Origin of the sequence: Acinetobacter sp. YH12231 (genome assembly GCF_013417755.1) — a bacterium.
Lineage (GTDB): Bacteria > Pseudomonadota > Gammaproteobacteria > Pseudomonadales > Moraxellaceae > Acinetobacter > Acinetobacter amyesii.
The window spans coordinates 171,325-193,590 of sequence record NZ_VPDJ01000005.1; the positions used below are offsets into that span (position 1 = coordinate 171,325).

The following is a 22,266-nucleotide window of genomic DNA, read 5'->3' on the forward strand; positions in this document are numbered from 1 at the left end:
CAACAAAATTTCAGTAAGATAAAGGTAAGCAAGTTTTCAGTTGATGCTACTGCGTCAAATAAGAACCAGGATTTTTCAGAACACTATGACCAACAATAACTTTTCACAAATCGCTTCTTTCATCTGGTCGGTTGCCGACCTGCTGCGTGGTGACTTCAAACAATCGCAATATGGCCGCATCATTCTGCCATTTACCTTGTTGCGTCGTCTGGAGTGTGTACTGGAAGAAAGCAAGGCGGCGGTACTGGCAGAACATGAAAAAGTCTCCAAGCTGAATCTGCCAGAAGAAGCTCAAGAAAAGTTATTGCTGCGTGCCACCAACGGTCTAGCCTTCTTTAACACCTCCCCAATGGATCTCAGCAAAATGGGGCAGAGTGATATCAAGGCCAACTTAAGCACCTATGTGCAAAGTTTCTCTAAAGATGCCCGTGAGATATTTGAATACTTTAACTTCATCGAATTTGTGGGCCTCCTCGATGATGCCAACCTTTTGTATAAAGTCGTGCAAAAGTTTGCCACCACGGATCTGAGTCCAAAGAACGTATCCAACCATGACATGGGTTTGGTGTTTGAAGAACTGATCCGTCGTTTTGCCGAAGGTTCTAATGAAACCGCAGGGGAGCACTTTACCCCGCGTGACATTGTGCGTCTGACCACGGCACTGGTGTTTATGGAAGATGATGACGTCCTGACTAAAGAAGGCATTATCCGTACCATTTACGACCCGACAGCCGGGACGGGTGGCTTCCTGTCTTCAGGCATGGAATATCTGCATGAGCTGAACCCAAATGCGGTGATGCGTGCCTTTGGTCAGGAACTCAATCCGGAATCCTACGCCATCTGTAAAGCCGACATGCTGATCAAAGGGCAGGATGTGAGCCGGATTAAACTCGGCAACACGCTGTCGAACGACCAGCTTGCTGTGGATCAGTTTGACTACATGCTGTCGAATCCACCCTTTGGCGTGGACTGGAAAAAGATCGAACAGGACATCAAGGACGAGCATGAACATAAGGGCTTTGATGGACGTTTCGGTGCCGGCTTGCCACGTGTGTCCGATGGTTCATTATTATTCCTGATGCACCTGATCAGCAAGATGCGTGATGCCAGTAGTAGCGAGAGCGGTAGCCGCATCGGCATTATCCTGAATGGTTCACCGTTATTTACGGGTAGTGCAGGCAGTGGCGAAAGTGAGATCCGTCGCTATATTTTAGAAGCCGACTTGCTGGAAGCCATTATTGCCTTACCGAACGACATGTTCTACAACACTGGCATTGCCACCTATATCTGGGTACTCAGCAATAAAAAAGCCGCTGAACGTAAAGGCAAGGTACAGCTGATCAATGCCTCAAACCTCAGTACCAAAATGCGTAAGTCGCTGGGTTCAAAACGTAACTATCTGACTGAAACTGAAATTGCCACCATTACTCAGAACTACGGTGACTTTGTGGCAGTGGATACCTTGGCGCAAGATGGCGAAACCGAACAGCAAAAACCATTCGCCAGCAAAATCTTTGACAGTCATGAATTTGGCTACCGTCGCGTGACCATTGAACGTCCATTACGTTTATCGGCACAGATCACGGATAGCGCGATTGCTGCATTACGCTTTGCCCCGAAACCTTTTAATGCCGTGATGCAAAGTATCGATGCGCAATTGGGAACAGCCTTTGGTACAGCGTGGACAGCAGAAACTTATGGTCAGTTACAGGATGTGGCGCTTGAAGTCCGTGCCTTGATTAAAGCCGAGTTCCCTGAGCTAAAAGAAAAAGACATTAAAGAGGTACTGGACAGCAAAATCTGGCTGTTCCAGAAAGCCTTGATGGAAAAAGCCCAAGCTTTACAGGAGGTGATTGGCACTGAGCAGTTTGATGACTTTAACCAGTTTGATGAAGTACTGAAAAAAGCCCTCAAGCAAACCGACATCAAGCTGGATGCCAAAGAGAAGAAACAACTGTTAGATGCCATTACTTGGAAGAATCCGGAAGCGGAACCGGTGATTAACAAGGTCGTGAAACAGACGGAAAACCCACTGTATGGCCAGTTTGGCTATAAAGGTAAAGTGGTGGAGTTTGTGCAGGATGGGGATTTGCGTGATGCCGAGAATATCGCACTGAATCCAAAGGTCAGTACCACAGAGCTTATTGAAGACTACTTTAAACGTGAAGTACAGCCCCATGTGCCTGATGCCTGGATCAATGCCGACAAGCGTGATGAAAAAGATGGCGAGATTGGCATTGTGGGTTATGAAATTCCGTTTAACCGTCATTTCTACGTGTACCAGCCACCACGTGACCTAAGGGAGATTGATGCCGATCTGGATGCGGTGAGCCGTGAAATTATGGCACTTCTGCAAGAGGTGCATTCATAATGGCAAAGTATCAGGCGTATGCGGAGTATAAAGATTCAGGGGTTGAATGGTTGGGAGAAATACCTACACATTGGGATGTACAGCCAACTAAACGCTTTTTTAGATTAATAGCGGAGCCAGCACCAGAAAATAATGATTATGAATTATTATCTGTGTATACGGAAATTGGTGTTAAACCAAGAAAAGAGCTTGAACAAAAAGGTAATAAAGCTTCAACGACAGATGGTTATTGGCTCGTCAAAAAAGGTGACATTGTAGTCAATAAATTATTAGCGTGGATGGGTGCAGTAGGTTATTCGGAATATGAAGGGGTAACTAGCCCTGCTTACGATATTCTTCGGCCAACTAAGAAATTGAATCCTAAGTTCTACCATTATTTATTTAGAACCAAAATTGCAAATATGGAATTTAAGCGTTGGTCTAGAGGAATTATGGAAATGCGGTTACGACTGTATTTTGATGAGCTTGGTCGAATTACCATGCCTTTCCCAACATTTAAAGAACAGAATGAGATAGTTAATTTCCTCGACCACGAAACTGCCAAAATCGATCATTTGATTGAAAAACAACAACAACTGATCGAACTGCTGAAAGAAAAACGTCAGGCGGTGATTAGTCATGCCGTAACCAAAGGACTTGATCCAAATGTTCCGATGAAAGATTCGGGCGTGGAATGGTTAGGGGAAGTGCCGGAGCATTGGGGATTCTGGAAATTTGCACATATAGCACCTATTATCACTTGTGGTGTCGCATCAACGCCTACTTATGTTGAAGAAGATGTAGGAATGCCATTTTTATCTGCACAAAATATCAAGAACAATAAATTATCTCTGCATAAGTTTAACTACATTCCTCATTCATTACATGAGCAATTAACCAAATATCGGAAGCCCGAGTTAGGCGATATTTTGGTAACGCGAGTAGGTGCGGGAATAGGAGAAGCTTGTATTGTTGATATAGATTTGGAATTTTCAATATATGTTAGCTTAACTCACATTCGGGTAAATTCTAATATTGCTAATAATAAATTCGTTATGTATTTCTTTGGAACGGATTATTGCAAGTTCCTGAATTATGAGGGAACGGTAACAGGTGGAGGCGTTGGTAACTTAAACGTTAATAATGTTGTTAAGTATAAAATTGCTCTTCCATCACTTCAAGAACAACAGAAAATTGTTGAGTATATTGATCATTATGTTACCAAGCAGGATGAATTAATTTTAAAAGCAGAATCAGCAATTTCATTAATGCAAGAGCGCCGAACTGCCCTGATCTCCGCAGCCGTGACTGGGAAAATTGACGTTCGTAATTGGCAAGCTCCAAGCGTTACTGAGGCAGACACGGAGTTAAGCGCATGAGTCTAGACGCCACCCGCGAAAGCATTTTCCAGAACGACATTATTTCCCAAATGCTGGCACAGGGCTGGCAACTCGGTACGCCACAAGGCTATAACCGTGAATCCGCCTTGTATGAGCAGGACGTACTAGATTTTGTGCAACAAACCCAAGCACAAGACTGGCAGAAGTTTCAGCGCATCTTTCCGCAAGATACCGAACGGCATTTTCTAGAAGCCGTGGTTGCCCAGCTGAAGAAAGCCGACATCAATGCCACTGATGAACAGTCACGTAGCTATGGCACTTTAGGTGTGCTGCGTCACGGAGTGAAAACCCGCAGCGCCCGTTTTTTCCTCTGTCAGTTTAAGCCTGAACATGCGCTGAATCCGGATACCTTAGCCAATTATAAAAAGAACATCTGCCGGATTGTACCGGAATTGGTCTATAGCCCTTATGCCACGGCTGCCGAATTACAGGACATGGGCAAACAGGCCAAGAAATGGCGTATTGATCTAGTCCTGTTTATCAACGGCTTTCCGGTGGCAACTCTGGAACTCAAGTCTGAGTTTAAACAGGCGGTGCAGAATGCCATGTTGCAGTACAAACGTACCCGACTACCGAAAGATCCGGAAACCAACAAGCCTGAACCCTTGCTGATGTTTAAGCGTGGCGCATTGGTACACTTTGCCGTCAGTCAGTATGAAGTCTATATGGCGACCCAGCTGGCAGGAGAAGACACTTTCTTCCTGCCATTCAACAAAGGCACGCAGGATGGCGGTGCAGGTAATGACGTGCCGGAAGATACTAACCAGTACGCCACCGCCTACCTGTGGAATGAAGTTCTCACCCCAGACAACCTGCTGAATATCATTGGACGTTTTGTCCATCTGCAAATTGAAGAAAAAGAAGACTGGGAAGGACGCAAGTACAAAAAAGAGCTGCTGATCTTCCCGCGTTACCATCAGTGGAATGTGGTCACCAAACTGATCAATGCCGCCTTAGAGGAAGGCACTGGACAGAAATACCTGATTCAGCACAGTGCCGGCTCGGGCAAGTCCAACTCGATTGCCTGGACAGCACATCAGCTGTCGACCCTGTACGATCACCACAATCACAAGCTGTTTGATTCGGTGATTGTGGTGACAGACCGTACTATTCTGGATGCCCAGTTACAGGATACGATCTACCAGTTTGAACATGCCGATGGCGTGGTCGGTCGCATCAATAACAAAGAAGGCGATGGCTCCAAATCGGAAAAACTGGCCAAGGCACTGGAAACCTCACAGCCGATTATCATTGTGACCATCCAGACTTTCCCCTTTGTGCTGCGTGCGATTGAAAACAGCAGCAACCTGAAACAGCGACGCTATGCGGTGATTGCCGATGAAGCGCATTCTTCACAAAGCGGCTCTACGGCACGACAGCTGAAAGAAGTGTTGATGCTGGAAGAGCGTGAAGAGGATGCTGAACTGTCTTCAGAAGACATTCTGGATGCGGTGGTGGCTGCACGTAAGGGCAGTAATAACCTCAGCTACTATGCCTTTACCGCCACGCCAAAAGACAAAACCCTGCAACTGTTTGGCCGTGTACCCAATCCTGAGCTACCACCCTCCAAGCAGAACAAGCCGGAAGCCTTTCATGTCTACTCCATGCGTCAGGCGATTGAAGAAGGCTTTATTCTGGATGTGCTGAAAAACTACACCAACTATAAAGTGGTGTATAAGCTCAAGCAGAAAATTGAAGAAGCCGACAAACAGGTTGATGCCAAGAAAGCCAAGATCAGGCTGAATCAATGGGTACGCCTGCATGACCACAACATTTCCCAGAAAGTGAAAGTGATTGTCGAGCATTTTAAAAATAACGTGATGGGCTTATTGGGTGGACAGGCCAAAGCCATGGTGGTGACCAGTTCACGCAAGGAAGCGGTGCGTTACAAGCTGGCCTTTGACAAATACGTTTCTGAGCAAGGCTACAAGTCCATTCAGGCCATGGTCGCCTTCTCTGGTGAGGTTGAGTTTAATGACAAGGATACCGACAGCAGTGGCTTAGTCGGGCAGACCTTTAACGAACGCAACATGAACCCGGGACTGAAAGGTCGGGAAATGCGCAAGGCCTTTGACAGTGATGATTATCAGGTGATGCTGGTGGCCAACAAGTTCCAGACTGGCTTTGACCAACCGAAACTGTGTGCCATGTACGTCGACAAGAAACTTGGCGGTGTGGAATGCGTACAGACCTTATCACGCCTGAACCGCACCTATCCAGGCAAGGCGGAATCTGGCACCTTTGTCTTGGATTTCTTTAACGATCCCGAAGACATTCTTGGGGCCTTCCAGCCTTACTATCAAACCGCAGAATTAGCCGATGTTTCCAATCCAGATCAGATCTTTGACCTGTTTGAAAAGCTGACAGCTACCAAGATTTTTCTGTGGACGGAAGTTGAACAGTTTGTAGAAGCCTTCTTTACCAAGAACAAATCCAATGCTGCGATCAGTAATATCTGCAAACCCGCGGTTGAACGCTGGCAGAAACGTTATAGTCAGGCCATCGAAGCCTATAACACCACCCGTGACATGCTGGAACGCTGCAAGAAAACCAATGATGCGGTGCTGATTGCCAATGCCGACAATGCCTTTAAAGAGGCCAAGCTTGAAAAAGACAAGCTGGAAATCTTTAAAAAAGACTTGGGAAGCTTTACTCGTTTTTACGAGTTTATGTCGCAGATCGTGGACTACGATGACAAAGAACTGGAAAAACTTAGTCTGTATGCGCGTAACCTGCGTCCATTGCTGCGTGAAACCGCAACGAAAGATGATGAGGTGGACTTAAGTAATGTCAGCATGAGCCATTACCGCTTGTCCAAGATCCGTCAGCAGGACATCAAGCTGAAAGAAGATGCCGAAGATTTTAAGCTAGAACCGGGCAATGACCTCGGTGCAGCCAAGCCACGTGATAAGAAAGAAGAGTTCCTGTCACAGATTATTGAGCGTCTGAATGATGTCTTTATCACCGATAACCTGACTGATAAAGATATGCTCAACTATGCCTATACGGTACGTGACAAACTGGCTGAGAATGAAATTGTCATGAAGCAGATCGCCAACAATACCCGCGAACAGGCCATGCTGGGTGATTTCCCGAAAGCCATGGATGATGCCATTCTTGGCAGTAGTGCGGCACATCAGGAACAGATGATGCAGTTGCTGTCTGATCCGGCGAAGGCCAGCATCTTTGCGAGAGTGATCTTTGATATGTTGAGCAGTCGATAGTTTTTAAACATTTTTAGAATTAAATTTTTGAGTAAAGGGGTGTATTGATATGTTGGCTTTTGCTGAATTTCTGCAGGATTATTTTATCATTCCTGTGGGAATGCTCATTTTTGTATTATGGATTGGGTTTAAATTCTATTCTAAATATATCAAACCTGCTAAAAACCTTAGTGAGCAATTATCAGTACTAATTAATGCCTTAAAAGGAATGGATAAAAACTCTAGTCTAAATAAGCATTCATTAGATGCAAAATTCGAAAATGATACGCCTTTAAAACATGCTTGGTTGAATTACAAAAATTCTTTTCATGACATCTATGAAACTGTAGATGGAGAAGATGTACTAGTTTCCTCACGTGCAACGGTATCAAGTGATGTATTTTTTTCACAAGCTGTCATTGTGGATACCCCTTTAAGAGTTGAGTTTTATAAGCACTTGCCAGGTATCATCACTGGTGTAGGTATTATTGCTACTTTTGCCGGCCTTCTATTTGGATTATTAGCTTTTGATCCCGCAGGCGATCCAGCAAAAGTTCAAGACAGTTTAGGCTTGTTATTAGGTGGGGTAAGTGAAGCATTTATGGCTTCTGCACTTGCGATAGGGACTGCAATGATTATCACTTGGCGCGAAAAATCGTGGTTGCGTCAGTGTTATGAACAGTTAGAAACTTTAACGACAGAAATTGATAAGCTTTTTGAAACTGATTCCACTGGAGAAGAGTATCTAGCTAAATTATTAAAATCCTCTCAAGCAAACGAAACCAATGCTCGTCAATTAAAAGATAGCCTTGTTAATGACTTAAAAGTCATGATGACGAATTTGGTTGAGGAAAATAAAAAGAATCAGATTGCTTTTGCTGCACAGTTAAGTGAAAGCTATGCGAAATCAAGTCAGGATATGGCGACTCAGATTGGTCAATCGATTACGGATACCTTGCAAGCACCTCTAGATAAAATTGCGTCTAGCGTACAACAAGTGAGTGGTGACCAAGGTTCAGCCGTCCAAGAACTCATGACTGATGTGCTTACAGCCTTTATGAGTAAATTGGAGTCTACGTTCGGCAGTCAAATGACGGGCATGAATGAGATGATGACTCAATCAGTATCTGCTATGAAGGAAATGCAATTAGGTTTTTCCCAATTACTGACAGATATGAAAATTAATAGTGAAACTTCGACGAAAACATTAGAAATACAGATGTCGAAAATGATTGAAGATATTCAACAAAAACAAAATGAGATGTCTGATCAAATGAATTTAATGGTGGATCATTTATCTCAAGGTGCCGCAAAAATTGGAGAACAAGGTCAACATGCGATTGAGCAGTTAAATGGCAAAGTCTCGGAGTTGATGGGGAATCTAGGCGGAACGATGTCTGAGTTAATGTCAGATGTCACGAAACAGCGTATGGAACAAGATCGTGTAATTCTAGAAAATCAGCAAAAATTGCACGAACAATCATCTGCATTAATTGATAATTTAGGAACTGAAATTAAAGATTTGATTGCACACAGTCAAAATGCGGTCCAAGTCTATAAAGAAAATATTCAGAAATTATCTCAAGTGACAACGGATAGTATTACGGGTATGAATAACGGTGCTGAAAAAATGCGCTTAGCTTCTGAACAGTTTAATACTGCGGGCAGTTCTTTGATTACAGTGACTGATAAGACATCACAGTTAATTGCAGAAGTAAGTACCACCTCTACGCATTTGACCAGCGCAAGCAGCAATTTAATCTCTCTATTGAAAGACTATAAAGACTCACAAGAGAGTGTCAAACAGGCAATCAGTACTTTAGATGGTTTGATTAAACAAGCTCAATCTGAAGCTGGTATGAGTACCAAAATGCTTGAAGATATGAATCACATGACAAATGCATTGAATCAAGTGAAGAAAGAAATGCAGGATTATCTTGAGCAAGTCAGTGATGTGCTGGTGAAAGGTTTTGACAGTTTTGGTTCCTCAGTGGAAACCAGCTTAAATCATTCTTTAGGAGCTTTTGATAATACCCTTGATCAAGCTGTAAAACGCCTTGCAACTGGTGTAGAGGGCTTGGGTAATTTTGTAGAAGATCTGGAAGATCTTGTACAACAAAAGAAAAACTAATTTTGGGGTACATGATTAATGTTAGGTAACAGGTACTCTAAGAAACCACGTTCTAAAGATGATGGTGAAAAACCTTTTTGGATTTCATTCGCTGATTTAATGACAGCATTAATGACCTTGTTTTTAGTCGTAATGGCTGTGTCATTAATGGTCGTAACGAAAAAAATCAATGAAGCGACTCAAGCCGAAAATCAACGCAGTTCAGAGATTTTGGATATTTGTACTAGTATTCAAAATGACGCCGCGTTGAAAAACAAGATTATTGCTGTTGATTGTAAGGACAATCGTATCAACTTTGGAGAAGCTGGTCGGTTTGGCCATAATGACTACCGGTTAAATGCAGCAGGTGTAGAGGCATTAAATACGTTAGTACCCATTGTTTTAAATGCTGCTAATAGTGAAAATGGAAAAAAATGGTTTAAACAAATTGTGATTGAAGGATTCACAGATACGGACGGTTCATATCTCTATAACTTAAACTTAAGTTTACGTCGTTCAGAATGGGTCATGTGCAATTTACTCGATCCCAAGTTTAGCCAAGGGTTAAGTTTAACTGAAGCACAAAAGAACCAGGTTAAACAATTATTTTTAGCTGGTGGGGTCTCTTTTAATTCAGCTAAGGATAGTAAAGAAGCCTCACGTCGTGTTGAGCTACGGATGCAATTCTATGGTTTAAAAGAAAAAGAGAACGCTGAACCGCAACCTCATTTTGTTTCAGCACCTGTTGAAACATGCCAATTGACACGGTGATAGTGATGAGTATTGCGAATCTGAAACGTCGTCTTGAAGAAAAAATAAGTGTATTTTCTGAACCAACTCATATACAGACTAAATTTGTTAGACCTCAGCGTTTAATGAAAACATTGTCGATTATTGAGCATAAACTCGATGATCTTGAAAATGTACAACCATTAGAAGAAAAAATTATCAAATCAGTTCTCAAACTTGAACAACATGGGTTTGATGGGATGACTAAACGAGATTGGAAAAATTTGGCTTGGTCTCTCAGTAAAAAACTGCCCAATTATGAAGAAAAACTTTTATTCACACCTGTAGGTGTAAGATTAATTGATTATTTCAACCAATTGGGAATTGACCAACTCCAGTTTGTTTATTTTCCACTGTTGTATAGTTATTTTGCTTTTGAGCAACATGAACTAGAAAACTTACCTAGTAATTGGATTCAGTTAAGAAAAATACTAGATGAAAATAAATCTTCGATATTTAAAGCTTCAACTCGGCCTAAAAAATGGATGACGACTCTTATAGATAATTCAGAGGTTTTAACCACAGAACCTACGAAAAAATTTGTACGTGAATTTTTACAAGATAATGATGAAAACAGAGTTGCTAATCAATTAGAAAGTTTAAGAATAGCTTCGGTTAGTTGGTTTTGGGATGATTTGATTCGATCTGCAATTAAGTCGATCAAGACAATGAAAGAAGATGAGTATTTTCAAATTATCCCACGTTTTTTAGTATTGCTTGAAAAAAATAAAATATATGCGACGGATATTTTAGCTGCGCTTCTAGAACGGTATGCTAGTACCTCTCAGAGAGAGAAAGTACATGAGGTATTAAAACATCTAGCATTGGATCAGTGGGGTAATCCTCAGTATGAATCATCAGCGGGATGGAATAACGTAAATGTTGATACCAAAAAAATGGTGATTCAGTGGTTTGTAAGGGCAGATTTAGAAGCTTTTTTCAATTTATTCAGTCGCGTAGCAGATATAGAACGTTTTAATTACTGGATTAAATATATTGATAAGATTTCTTTTTCCCAGATTTTCTTAGGTCCTAATGCATTACACTCGACTCAGGCAGAGCATATTAAATTTAGAGAAATGAATAAAGGAAGGCTAAAACGTTTAACTCGATCGACTGCAAATAATAATGCTTTTATGCTCAAAATTGAAAATGTTTATGTTATGGATTTTTCGAGTGTAGGTAATGCTTGTTATATTACAAATTCAATACCTTATAGTGAAAGAGCAAGGGAGGTCAGTATTGATGAGCTCAAACCATGGGTACACTTATTAAAATTAAGTCATACACCAGGTTGGCAAATACGATTTGATGAAAAATTAGCTGAATTGGGAATCTTTTCCAGTCAAGCAAATAATTCTAATTCAAGATATAAAAGGCATTATTAAAAGGTAATGGCATGAAGCTAGCATTCTGGAAAAAGAAAAAAAGTACTGACTCTGTTGTTGAAGATAACTTGGTGGTGAGTATAAAGTCTTTACAATATGATGAAGTAGGATTGATTTATCCTTATCAACAAAATGCTAAAACTGATGCTGATTTTTATTGGGAAAGTCTAGAAGAAGAAGATATCGCGTATCTCCTGGATGATCAGTATGTATTGCCATGGGAGGAGCTGTTTCAGCTTCAGCAAGATCCCGAACATAGTAACGTACTTAATTTACTCAACTTACCGAGTTCAACGAATTTACATCCAGTGATTCGTAGTGAGGGAGGATTAAGTGATCCTGATTTTAAAATCATTCTGGATGGATGGTGTGATCAAAATAGGATTAAGTCTAAAGGCCTAATTAAACGAATAGGTGCCGTACTGAATGTTGATGGTCAAGAATATTTACTTGATGAAGCGACTTGGAAACTTATAGAAAAAGTTAAAGAATTTGCTCGTATATCAAATAAAGATAATAAGCTCAATCAAAAGTATTGGGCTCAAATACGAAGTTTAGCTAATCGAAGTCAGGCAAATTTAGATGAGTTTCTTCGTAAGACCGTGGTACTTGCACCTGAAAAATTACAATTAAATCTGCGTAAGAATTTGATTAGTCAGGAATCAGTTGTAGAAATACAACCCTCCTTTGAGGAGGCACCATCAAATTGGTTGCAAACTTTTGATCACTATAATCAGGTACAAGATCAATATAGCATTAGCCTACCAGAAGGTGGAGTCGCTCATGTAGTCATTGATCCTCAAGTTAAAAATGTACTGAGTGAAATTAAAAAGATGCCGAATAGACGTGTATCTGGTGAGCGCGCTCAAACATTTTTGCATAACCCCTTCGCGCAATTAGGAGATGATGCCACAGAGGTCATCTCTCCTGAAGGTTTTGAAAAATCAAAGCAAGATGCAGAAATCTATAGTTACAGCTTACAGATAGATAAATTTTATAATGAGTTAGGACATTATGTTTCTGCTCAATTAACTTTCAACGAAAATTCTGGCCGTGAACAACAACCGATTCTGTTGGAACTCTCCAATCTAGAGCAAACAAAATATTTTATCTCTGCTTATGAAAAGCCATCACCAATTTTCATATGGGCGGGTTATACAATTGATAAAACGAGCTATTTAGATCATCAGGTTCAAGAGTTAAAAAGTGATCTAACAGAAATCCAAAAATACGAAGATGAGTTACAAGCACAGCAAGTTTTAGATCTATCTAATTACAGTGATCGGGTCATTGGTATCGGTGAAGCACAAAAACTAAACTCTGAGTTTATTCAAAGAGACAGTGGTGAATCAGAGTGGTTGCCACAGCATCTCATGGAGTTGGAGCAACAACTACAAGATCGCTTCTCCGATGAGGCATTAGAGTTGCTTGAACAGCGTATCAAGCAGGCTGAGCAAGAAGGTAAAGATCAGGTTCTAATTCCTAATGTGAACACCGAAGTCTCTGTAGATGACGCTAAAAATTTATTAAATAGTCTGAGTGATTCAAATAGAAAAGAAGCAATTGAAACATTAGAAGAACCTACGGTTAATCTACAGAAAAAAAAGAAAGATACATTACTCATCGCAAATAACATTGATAAAGCTGAGTTTACTAAACAACGAGCAGATCAATTGGTTTTTGATGAGAAGAACCATCCTCCGGCTAGATTACCTTTAAGTTTCAGAAGTCAGGAATTCGGTTTAAAACCGCATCAGGAGTATGGGGTTGCATGGTTGCAGAATCTACATCGATACGCACCAGAACAGGTAAGTGGTTGTCTTTTAGCAGACGATATGGGATTGGGTAAGACTTTACAATTGTTGTGTTTTATTGGTGAATATTTAGAAAATGCAAAAGATAAAAAACCAGTTTTAGTGGTTGCTCCAGTTTCATTATTAGAAAACTGGGAGGCAGAAGCAAATCGGTTCTTTAGTGCTAAATTTGCTAAAATCCTAAGTCTATATGGTGAGAATTTAAAAGATCGAAAAATTCCCAAGCATTTAATTTCTGCTCAATTGAGAGACGATCATGGAATTACGCATTTGCTTGAAGATAATTGGCGAGGTGATGCGGATATTATCCTCACAACCTATGAAACGATGCGTGATCTAGAGTTTTCTTTAGCACGAGTTGATTGGGGGATTATGGTTTGCGATGAAGCACAAAAAATTAAAGTTCCTACAGCAATGGTGACTAAAGCGGCTAAAGCTCAAAAGGCAGACTTTAAAATAGCGTGTACTGGTACTCCAGTCGAAAATTCACTCACTGACTTATGGTGTTTATTTGATTTTATTCAAGAAAATTTGTTAGGGTCATTGAATGAATTTGGAAAAACTTATCGTCGTCCAATAGAAAATAGTGAAAATACTGACAATAAGGTATTGGAACAATTACGACAGTTGATTGCACCACAAGTCTTAAGACGGATGAAACATGATGTTGCCGACTTACCAGAAAAAATTGAAGTAGATCATTGTAAAAATATTACGATTTCTTCACTTCAACGTCACTTATATGCCGATGTAATTAGTCGCTACAGGAGGTTATCTGAAGAAGGTAATCAAGGTGCGATGTTGGCATCACTGCACAGTATGCGAATGATTTGTGCACATCCATTCCAATTGCAACCGAATGCTTCAATTCACGAATCCCCTAAAGTAGATTGGCTGATCAAAACCTTGGAAGCAATTAAGGTAAAGAATGAAAAAGTTATTATCTTCACTGAATTTAGAGATATTCAAGTCTTTCTGAAACGGATTCTTCTAGAACGGTTCGGTTTAAATGTTACAACCGTTAATGGAGATTCAAATACAAGTAGTAAAAAAGGTTTAACACGGCAAAACCTTATTGATAGATTCCAAGCAACTAGTGGTTTTAATGTAATTATTTTATCAACCACTGCTGTAGGTTTTGGCGTTAATATCCAAAAAGCTAATCATGTCATTCATTATACGCGCAGTTGGAATCCTGCCAAGGAAGATCAGGCAACTGACCGTGCTTATCGTATAGGACAAGATAAAGAAGTTTTTGTTTACTACCCATCAATAGCAGCAAATGATTTTGATACTTTTGAAATAAAATTAGATCGACTTTTATCAAGTAAGCGGGCTCTGGCAGATGATATGCTACAGCCGAGTAGAGAACTTAGCAAAGAATTGATTGAAATGATTTAGATAACTTATTAATTTTAATCGCTTAGTCTATTGATTTAAAATTAAGCCTTGTATAACAAGGCTTAATACTCATAATTAATAAAGTTTTGTTAGTTTTTCATATTCTTTAGAACCTTCAATCATTGGTACCATTTGAAGATTCTTGTATCTAAATAACGTTGGCATCTCATGGAAAAGATCAAAAAACAATGATACCGAATCTTTGTACATTTCCTGCTTTAGCTTAGAGTAGTTTGGGCTATAAAATTCACCTGAGCCAAGTATTGGCGTATAGAAAACTTTAATATGGTTGATGTGAAGACCAGGTAAATGTTGGCTAATGAAATGATTAATCATATCCTCAAAATTAATTTCATCGATATCAATTTCAATCTCTTCATCATACTCATCCCTCACATTAGTAATAGTGAGCCATGTTTCTAATCCATAGGGATGATAAATATAAATATCAGATGAGATGTATTCGCCATTTTCATTTTCATAACCCGCAGGCAGTGGAGTATAAAATCCATCAAAGGCATTGGTTATAAGTTGAGCCTGTGATTTTTCTGAATCTTCAGCTAGGCTACGAATTGCATCAACTGTATTCTCATGTAGCTTAAATGCTTTATTTACAATGCCACGGCGTTCATTGCTTTCTTGATTGATTTCAGATCTGGTTTTGACCATGGATAATGTCCTTTAATTTTATTATTAATAAATGTAGGATATCCTACAAATTTAATCAAATGAATCAATAAAATATTATTAAATTTATAGTCTAAGCTTGCTTATATTTAGGAAAAGGCACTATTTTGTTTCTCAAACTATCAATAAAGTCTGACCATTCCTGCATCATCTTAGTTCTATATTCTAAATGTTGTGCATGGTTGTAGGCTTGAGAGACGGCATTTCCGACAGTATGTGCTAACTGTATTTCAATTGCATCGTGCATATAGCCTTGCTCATGTAGTGTAGTAGATGCAAGTCCACGGAAGCCATGACCAGTCATTTTTCCCGTATATCCCATGGTGCGAATCGCACTTAACAGAGCGTTGTTGCTCAGAGGCTTAGCTGTACTGTGGTTATAAAAAACAAATTGCTTATTACCAGTAATGGGCTGTAACCCTTTGAGTAATTCAATAGCCTGCCTAGATAAAGGAACAATATGTGGTAAAGCCATTTTCATCTTATAAGCTGGAATTCTCCATAAACGATTATCAAAATCAATCTCATTCCATTCCATGTTAATGAGCTCGGCAGTTCTTACAAATGTTAGAGTCATAAACTGTAAAGCTGTCTTAACCAAGATATTGCCATGATAACGATCCATCCGTTCTAAGAAAGGCGGAAACTCAGAAATATCTAGGCGAGCCATATGTTTTACCTTACGTGGCTTGAGAGCTTCATGAAGGTGGGGTGTAGGGTCGTTCTCAATAAGTCCTTTACGGATCGCATAACGAAAAATACGCCCAGCTAAAGGAATAGAGCGTTTAGCCATCTCCTGAGCACCACGTGCTTCAATTTGCTTAGCACAAGCAAGGACATCTTTTCCTTTAATCTGATCAATAGGTGTATTACCTAAAGCAGGGAAAAGGTCTTTTTCAAATACAGATAGGTCACGTAAATATGTACCTTCTTTAATGACAGCCTTACGATCCTCCATCCACTCCATAGCAAGCGCTTTGAAAAGAATGCTTTCATCGGCTTGTTGTTTCTTTTGCTTTTTCTCTTTATTGGGATTAATCCCATCTTTAAGCTTTAATCGTGCTTCATCTCTAGCACGACGAGCTTGTGCAAGCGTAGTTTCAGGGTATGTACCAATACTGAAGATATTCTCTTTTCCATTCAAACGGAACTTCATTCGCCAATGCATTCCTCCAGAAGGAGTGACCTCTAGATACATCCCTTTTTCATCAGAGTATTTGGTTTTCTTTTCTGAAGGTTTTATTTTTCTGACTTGAGCATCTGTAAGCATGGCAATAATTCCACAGAATTGGGGGTATAATTTTAGGGGTAAAATATTATACCCCTAGTTATACCCCCAACTGCATCAAGCTTGCAATAGATCAAGTAGATTGTATAAGACGTAAAAAAAGCTTAAACCCTTTAGATTTAAGCTTTTTTAGACCTTATGGGACTTCATAAGAGTTGAATTTGGCGGTGAAAGAGGGATTCGAACCCTCGAAACGCTATAAACGTTTACACACTTTCCAGGCGTGCTCCTTCAGCCACTCGGACACTTCACCTTTTGCGCGGTGGATAATAGCGAAAAAAATATATTCTGCCAAGAGAAACAATTGAATTAGACAAAAACATCTTGAGCGGTGCTATGATTCGCAAAAATCCTGTCTAAATTGAAGACAATTATATGCAAAGTACTGCACAAAAAGCCGCATTGCCTGCCATCACCTTGGCAGCTTTGGGCGTAGTATTCGGAGACATTGGGACGAGCCCGTTATATGCGCTGCGCCAATGTTTCCTCACAGCACACTTGGCGATTAGCGAAGCGTCTGTGCTGGGTATTCTGTCCCTGATTTTCTGGTGCATCATGCTGACGATTAGTTTTAAATACGTCAGCATCATCATGCGTGCAGATAACAATGGCGAGGGCGGTATTATGTCGCTGTTGGCCTTGAATCTACGAACCACACGAATTGCCGAAAACAAAAAAATCTACCTGATCGCCCTTGGCTTTATTGGTGCATCTTTGTTCTTTGGTGATGGGATCATTACCCCCGCAATCTCCGTGTTATCTGCGATTGAAGGTTTAAGTATTGCGACGCCGATGTTTAACCAATGGCTGCAACCCTTATCGATTGGTATTTTGGCGGGGCTATTTTTAGTGCAACGCCATGGCACAGGCACGATGGGTAAATTCTTTGGTCCATTGACGCTCATGTGGTTTTTATCCATTGGCGGATTTGGGTTATGGAGTATTTCGCAAACGCCATTTGTGTTGACCATGATCAGTCCGCATTGGGCTTTCAATTTTGTGGTACAGCAGCCTTATGTTGCATTTTTGACTATGGGTGCGGTTATCTTGACGATGACGGGTGGTGAGGCAATCTATGCCGATATGGGACATTTTGGCCGACTCCCAATCCGCTTGGCATGGTTTATTGTGGTGATGCCGTGCTTGCTGTTGAACTATGCGGGTCAAGGTGCTTTGCTACTGCGTAATCCTGAAGCTTTAGCCAATCCATTCTATATGCTGATTCCTGAATGGGCACTGTATCCAATGATTGCTTTGGCAACTGCGGCCGCGGTGATTGCCTCTCAAGCGGTGATCACAGGGGTATTCTCTATGGTCAATCAGGCGATTCAATTGCGTTACTTGCCGCGTTTGACAGTGAAACATACCTCTGAAGTTGAACGTGGTCAGATTTATTTACCATTTATTAACTGGGCATTGTTTATCTCGGTGCTGATCTTGATCTTGCTGTTTGAAAACAGTGCGAATTTGGCCAGTGCGTACGGCGTAGCTGTGACCATGACCATGCTCTGCGGTACGATTTTGATCTCAGTTTTAGCTTATGGTTTATGGCGTTGGCCGGTTTGGAAAGTGGCGATTTTTGCAGTTCCATTTTTATTGATTGATTTGATTTTTGTTGCATCGACATCATTAAAAATCGCAGCGGGCGGTTGGGTTCCAATCCTGATTGGTGCGGTATTGTTTACGATTTTAATGACGTGGAAAGATGGACGGGCATTGGTGCTCAATCGGCTCGGTAAAGATGCTTTGCCTATTGACCTGTTTATTCGCAGTGTCAGCATGGGTAGTGAAACCAAGTTTGTTCCAGGTGATGCCGTATTCTTGACAGGAACGCCTGAGATCGTGCCTCATGCCATGTTGCATAATATTAAGCACAACAAAGTTCTGCATGAACGCAATATTATGGTTACGGTCAACACCCGAGATGTGCCATTTGTACCCGAAAATGAGCGGGTGATCACGGAAAAACTAGATGATCGATTCTATCGAATCACGATGTTTTATGGGTTTAAAGATCAGCCGAATATTCCTGCCGCTTTGGAGCATGCGTATCGTGAATTGGGATTTGAATTTGATCTAATGCAAATCAGTTTCTTTATTTCCAGAGACCGTATTATTCATACCTTGGGTGAAGGCATGGCACCTTGGCGAGAAAAGCTGTTTATCTCTATGCAGCGAAATACCAGTCCAGTCAGCGATTTTTATCAAATTCCAACCAACCGTGTGGTTGAGTTGGGAAGTCAGATTGAAATTTAAGACGTAGATTGAACTTTTAGGCATAGATTTAAAAGTTAGACACGAAAAAGCCAGATCAATTCTGGCTTTTTTTATCTGTGATAATTGAACTTATTTAGTCCAAAGACATAGAGATCATTCTGTTGCTTTTTCCTGGGAGGAGTATGCGAGCAAAACAACAGAATGAAGATGTTGCTTTTTCCTGGGAGGAGTATGCGAGCAAAACAACAGAATGAAGATGTTGCGTTATTTCATCCTTGAAAATACGCTGATTAGTTGATTGTCGCGTCTACATCTGCAGAGGCTTCAGGCGCAGCTTGGATGGCTTCGTCAGCAACAGGTGCTTCTGGGTTGGCTTGAATTGATGCATCTGCAGGATTTACACTTTGAGTCTCAGGTGCTGCCATAAAAGCATCTTGTTGTCCTTGAGGAGCTTCAGGCAATGCAGCCGATGCGCTATCGGCATTCACTGGCGCTTCTGCAGAAGAGGCAATGACGGGTGCAGCGTTGTTATCCGCTGATACGGCTTCAGGTGCTTGCTGTGCTGTTTCCACAGGTGCTTCAGTTACCGCGGCTTCAGGTGTATTGGCCACTGCTGTTTGTTCAGTTGGAACGGACTGCTCTGTAGGTGCAGCAGCTACACTTTGTTGTTCATTTGCGAGTGCATTTTCCGCTTCAGTCACGGCTTGTTCAGCATTTGCAGGGACTGCAGGGGCATTCGGATCGATTTGGTTTGCCTGAGCCTGTTCAGGGTTTAAGGGCTGTTCTGTTGCAGCGGCATTGACTTGTCCGGCAGGAGCTTCAACCAATTGAACTTGGCCACTTGAAACTAAGTCCTGAATGGAACCAGGTTGACCATTCACGGTGGTCACAATTTTGACTTTAGATAAGCTTTCTAATGTATCACCGGGTTGAATCGGCGGCTCTGCAAATGCTGCTGCGCTCATTAAACCTGAAATTAAACCTAAACCTAAAATTTTAGAATGCATAATCACTCCGTATATTTTTATCGCAATTTTTCGTATTTTTACCTTGTCATAATTCTTGAGGCGAATTCAATGAAACATACGCAACTGCTTCATGACCTCCTATAAAGAACTGCACAACTGCGACATAAAGTTACATCAACTGCTGCTTTGTTAAACAATATTTGTGTGATTGTTAAGCAAATTAAAAAAGAAAAGTGTACTAAAATATGCACCCTTGCTAAGCTGCGGAAAAATAGTCCTTTTAGAAGTCATTGTTGTAAGTCATGGTCAAAAAGAAACGCAATTCAGCAAATCCACTTTCACAGTTATTTGGGCAAAATGGCATAAAAGTGCTGTTGGGTCTGGTGGCAACAGGAAGCTTTGCTATTGCTTTCGGGCAAGAAAAAATTCAACAACTTGTTTCTATGAGCAGCACTTCAAATAGCGCCTGTTTGGACCAATTTTATCGTGAAGTGCCACCTTATTTGGTCCGTGAAAGCCTACATAAAAACAGTTTTCCACTGTGTTTTAATGGCTTTAATGTCATGTATTCAGGGATATCCAAGACACCGCTTTGGGTTGCAGAAGCATTAACCCCCGCACGCCTGAGTCAAAAAATTCCGCGTGAAGATAACTTTCATGAAGAGACTCGCGTGCCGTCTGAATATCGGGCTTTGCTGTCAGACTATAAATCTTCAGGCTATGACCGTGGACACATGGCGCCCAATGCCGATATGCCCAATAAAGCGGCGCAGTTAGATAGTTTTTCTTTGGCCAATATGGTGCCGCAAGCTCCAAAAAATAATCAGCAAGTGTGGCGTGAGTTAGAAGAAGCCACACGGGCGATAGTGACCAAACAAAAGCAAGATGTCTATGTGGTAACGGGGCCGGTATACAGTGCGAAAAAATTAAAAACCATCGGGCAAGGGGTCATCGTGCCGACCGCTACTTATAAGGCGATCTATTTGCCGAAAAAAGGTGTTGCAGGCGTGTACTATGCGGACAATACCTTGCGTGATACGGCACCGACAGTCAAAGTCATGAGTATTTGTGCGCTAGAAGAACTGACTGGAATTAATTTCTTTCCAGAATTAACTGAAGACCAAAAGCGTAATACCTACCGTTTGCCACTCAAAGCCACCCAAGTAAAAGCAAATCAAGATATCGCTTATTTGCATTGGGATGCTGAAAGCCAGTGTGCTGCAGATGTCGCAGAAGACAAGATTTTAAGTTTGCAAAAAGAGTTTAAATCGAGTGGTGGTTCTGTGGGAGAGACATCCATGGCAAGCAGTGAAAATGACAACAATCAAGATGCCTTGGTCAAACAATTGATTGAAGAAATTTTGCAATATCTGCTACAGATTTTGAAATAATCGAGCAGCTAATAGCGCTGAACTGCGAGTGATGAAGAGGATCATTGCTTGCAGTTGAAATCTTTTTCACGTATTTCTATTGCTGCATCACTACAACAAAAAACAAGGATATCCAACATGTTTAAAGCATTTGAAAATGACACAGCGTCGCATGCAATTCATGACTTAACATTAGAAAATGGCCAAGATCGAATTAATATTTATGGCAACTTACAGGTGACGAAAGACCAAGCTGGTTTAGCTGCAGCGAAAGCTTTACAGGCATTTTTCAATGATGTGGTGTCAACGCTTGAGGCAGAAACCAACTTAGCTGAAAAAATAGCGCAGGGCGGTGAAGAAAACGAAGTGGAAAATCCATTTCTTTAATGCTGTGTCATCGACCGTCGAAGGAAGCAATGCTCAATTCGGGATGAATGAAAAAAAAGCTCACAGATTGTGAGCTTTTTTATAGTGTCTTCTTCTATTTATGCGTCTTTTGCCATCAGTTTATAGATGACCGCACCAATCACTGCGCCAATGATTGGGGCTACCCAAAATAGCCAAACTTGTGATAGTGCAGCAGTTTCAGCAAAAAATGCCACACCCATACTACGCGCTGGGTTGACCGAAGTATTGGTGACGGGAATGCTGATGAGATGGATCAATGTAAGCGCAAGACCGATCGCAATTGGGGCAAAGCCAGCAGGGGCGCGTTTATCTGTTGCTCCCATGATCACAATCAGAAAGCCAGCCGTCAGCACAATTTCAATGATTAAGGCTGAGAGCATAGAGTATTTGCCCGGAGATAATTCACCATAGCCATTGGTGGCAAAACCGCCGACGCCTGTAAATCCAGCCTGACCTTGTACAATGATGAATAGAATAAATGCGGCGAGGGTTGCACCCAGCAATTGAGAAATAATATAGGGTGCTAGTTCTTTGGCTTCAAAACGACCACCGGCCCACAAGCCGATACTCACGGCAGGGTTAAAATGTCCCCCTGAGATATGACCCAGCGCATAAGCAGCCGTTAACACCGTTAAACCGAAGGCCAGTGCCACGCCTGCGAAGCCAATGCCAAGTTCAGGAAAGGCCGCAGCCAAGACCGCACTACCACAACCACCAAAGACCAGCCAAAACGTACCGATCAGTTCTGCTAAATATTTATTCATTTAAAACTCTATTTGTTTTTGTCATTTGGAATAGATTTTCAATCTTTCACTCAGCATGAGTGCAATCTAGTTGTGAAGTGTTGTTTTATTCATTTATTGAATATGCATA

14 protein-coding genes and 1 tRNA gene are annotated in these 22,266 nt (G+C 41.2%); 10 read left to right on the plus strand and 5 right to left on the minus strand.

The window, feature by feature from the left end; genetic code table 11:
- Window positions 1–85: 85 nt before the first annotated feature.
- From FTV11_RS03400 to FTV11_RS03430, 7 genes are read left to right on the plus strand one after another with little or no spacing between them, the layout of a single operon-like run.
- The gene (locus tag FTV11_RS03400) at window positions 86–2,371 is read left to right on the plus strand and encodes a class I SAM-dependent DNA methyltransferase (RefSeq protein WP_180073381.1); all 2,286 of its coding nucleotides are present in this window, start codon (window positions 86–88) and stop codon (window positions 2,369–2,371) included.
- Window positions 2,371–3,729 carry a restriction endonuclease subunit S gene (locus tag FTV11_RS03405; protein WP_180073382.1) on the plus strand — a complete coding sequence of 453 codons (1,359 nt, stop codon included), beginning with the start codon at window positions 2,371–2,373 and terminating at the stop codon, window positions 3,727–3,729. The genes FTV11_RS03400 and FTV11_RS03405 overlap by 1 nt, the downstream gene beginning before the upstream one ends.
- Entirely contained in the window at window positions 3,726–6,974 is a 3,249-nt protein-coding gene (locus FTV11_RS03410; protein ID WP_180073383.1) for a type I restriction endonuclease subunit R, read from the plus strand. Before FTV11_RS03405 ends, FTV11_RS03410 begins: the two co-directional genes overlap by 4 nt.
- Window positions 6,975–7,023: 49 nt before the next feature.
- On the plus strand, window positions 7,024–9,084 hold the full coding sequence (zorA, locus tag FTV11_RS03415; RefSeq protein WP_086260884.1) for an anti-phage ZorAB system protein ZorA: 2,061 nt from the start codon (window positions 7,024–7,026) through the stop codon (window positions 9,082–9,084).
- A gap of 18 nt (window positions 9,085–9,102) precedes the next feature.
- Entirely contained in the window at window positions 9,103–9,834 is a 732-nt protein-coding gene (gene zorB1 / locus FTV11_RS03420; protein ID WP_031980558.1) for a type I Zorya anti-phage system protein ZorB1, read from the plus strand.
- Window positions 9,835–9,839: 5 nt separating this feature from the next.
- Window positions 9,840–11,240: an EH signature domain-containing protein gene (locus FTV11_RS03425; protein WP_086260885.1), complete on the plus strand. Its 1,401-nt coding sequence runs from the start codon at window positions 9,840–9,842 to the stop codon at window positions 11,238–11,240.
- An 11-nt stretch (window positions 11,241–11,251) separates the two neighbouring features.
- Complete coding sequence (locus tag FTV11_RS03430) at window positions 11,252–14,455, plus strand: DEAD/DEAH box helicase (protein WP_180073384.1); 3,204 nt, start codon at window positions 11,252–11,254, stop codon at window positions 14,453–14,455.
- Window positions 14,456–14,530: 75 nt separating this feature from the next.
- Here FTV11_RS03430 and FTV11_RS03435 read toward each other — a convergent pair whose 3' ends face one another.
- The 3 genes from FTV11_RS03435 to FTV11_RS03445 all read right to left on the minus strand — a co-directional run bounded on the left by FTV11_RS03435 (window position 14,531) and on the right by FTV11_RS03445 (window position 16,683).
- Window positions 14,531–15,124, minus strand: coding sequence for a hypothetical protein (locus FTV11_RS03435; RefSeq protein WP_180073385.1), 594 nt, complete (start codon window positions 15,122–15,124; stop codon window positions 14,531–14,533).
- 91 nt (window positions 15,125–15,215) lie between these two features.
- Window positions 15,216–16,412 carry an integrase arm-type DNA-binding domain-containing protein gene (locus FTV11_RS03440; RefSeq protein ID WP_180073386.1) on the minus strand — a complete coding sequence of 399 codons (1,197 nt, stop codon included), beginning with the start codon at window positions 16,410–16,412 and terminating at the stop codon, window positions 15,216–15,218.
- A gap of 180 nt (window positions 16,413–16,592) precedes the next feature.
- Window positions 16,593–16,683 (minus strand) — tRNA-Ser (locus tag FTV11_RS03445).
- A 122-nt stretch (window positions 16,684–16,805) separates the two neighbouring features.
- Here FTV11_RS03445 and FTV11_RS03450 point away from each other — a divergent pair.
- On the plus strand, window positions 16,806–18,686 hold the full coding sequence (locus FTV11_RS03450) for a potassium transporter Kup (protein WP_078193161.1): 1,881 nt from the start codon (window positions 16,806–16,808) through the stop codon (window positions 18,684–18,686).
- 251 nt (window positions 18,687–18,937) lie between these two features.
- Here FTV11_RS03450 and FTV11_RS03455 read toward each other — a convergent pair whose 3' ends face one another.
- Window positions 18,938–19,654 carry a hypothetical protein gene (locus FTV11_RS03455; protein WP_180073387.1) on the minus strand — a complete coding sequence of 239 codons (717 nt, stop codon included), beginning with the start codon at window positions 19,652–19,654 and terminating at the stop codon, window positions 18,938–18,940.
- A gap of 263 nt (window positions 19,655–19,917) precedes the next feature.
- Here FTV11_RS03455 and FTV11_RS03460 point away from each other — a divergent pair, with 263 nt between their 5' ends.
- Complete coding sequence (locus FTV11_RS03460; protein WP_078193159.1) at window positions 19,918–21,006, plus strand: DNA/RNA non-specific endonuclease; 1,089 nt, start codon at window positions 19,918–19,920, stop codon at window positions 21,004–21,006.
- A 117-nt stretch (window positions 21,007–21,123) separates the two neighbouring features.
- The gene (locus FTV11_RS03465) at window positions 21,124–21,372 is read left to right on the plus strand and encodes a hypothetical protein (protein ID WP_180065221.1); all 249 of its coding nucleotides are present in this window, start codon (window positions 21,124–21,126) and stop codon (window positions 21,370–21,372) included.
- 98 nt (window positions 21,373–21,470) lie between these two features.
- Here the strand turns inward: FTV11_RS03465 and aqpZ are convergent, their stop codons facing one another.
- Window positions 21,471–22,157 carry an aquaporin Z gene (gene aqpZ, locus FTV11_RS03470; protein WP_078190501.1) on the minus strand — a complete coding sequence of 229 codons (687 nt, stop codon included), beginning with the start codon at window positions 22,155–22,157 and terminating at the stop codon, window positions 21,471–21,473.
- Between the last annotated feature and the right edge of the window lie 109 nt (window positions 22,158–22,266).

Excerpts from the sequence above, each read along its gene's own strand:
- FTV11_RS03400 (WP_180073381.1), top strand. The coding sequence starts at position 86 with ATGACCAACAATAACTTTTCACAAATCGCTTCTTTCATCTGGTCGGTT.
- FTV11_RS03405 (WP_180073382.1), top strand. The coding sequence starts at position 2,371 with ATGGCAAAGTATCAGGCGTATGCGGAGTATAAAGATTCAGGGGTTGAA.
- FTV11_RS03410 (WP_180073383.1), top strand. The coding sequence starts at position 3,726 with ATGAGTCTAGACGCCACCCGCGAAAGCATTTTCCAGAACGACATTATT.
- zorA (WP_086260884.1), top strand. The coding sequence starts at position 7,024 with ATGTTGGCTTTTGCTGAATTTCTGCAGGATTATTTTATCATTCCTGTG.
- zorB1 (WP_031980558.1), top strand. The coding sequence starts at position 9,103 with ATGTTAGGTAACAGGTACTCTAAGAAACCACGTTCTAAAGATGATGGT.
- FTV11_RS03425 (WP_086260885.1), top strand. The coding sequence starts at position 9,840 with ATGAGTATTGCGAATCTGAAACGTCGTCTTGAAGAAAAAATAAGTGTA.
- FTV11_RS03430 (WP_180073384.1), top strand. The coding sequence starts at position 11,252 with ATGAAGCTAGCATTCTGGAAAAAGAAAAAAAGTACTGACTCTGTTGTT.
- FTV11_RS03435 (WP_180073385.1), bottom strand. The coding sequence starts at position 15,124 with ATGGTCAAAACCAGATCTGAAATCAATCAAGAAAGCAATGAACGCCGT.
- FTV11_RS03440 (WP_180073386.1), bottom strand. The coding sequence starts at position 16,412 with ATGCTTACAGATGCTCAAGTCAGAAAAATAAAACCTTCAGAAAAGAAA.
- FTV11_RS03450 (WP_078193161.1), top strand. The coding sequence starts at position 16,806 with ATGCAAAGTACTGCACAAAAAGCCGCATTGCCTGCCATCACCTTGGCA.
- FTV11_RS03455 (WP_180073387.1), bottom strand. The coding sequence starts at position 19,654 with ATGCATTCTAAAATTTTAGGTTTAGGTTTAATTTCAGGTTTAATGAGC.
- FTV11_RS03460 (WP_078193159.1), top strand. The coding sequence starts at position 19,918 with ATGGTCAAAAAGAAACGCAATTCAGCAAATCCACTTTCACAGTTATTT.
- FTV11_RS03465 (WP_180065221.1), top strand. The coding sequence starts at position 21,124 with ATGTTTAAAGCATTTGAAAATGACACAGCGTCGCATGCAATTCATGAC.
- aqpZ (WP_078190501.1), bottom strand. The coding sequence starts at position 22,157 with ATGAATAAATATTTAGCAGAACTGATCGGTACGTTTTGGCTGGTCTTT.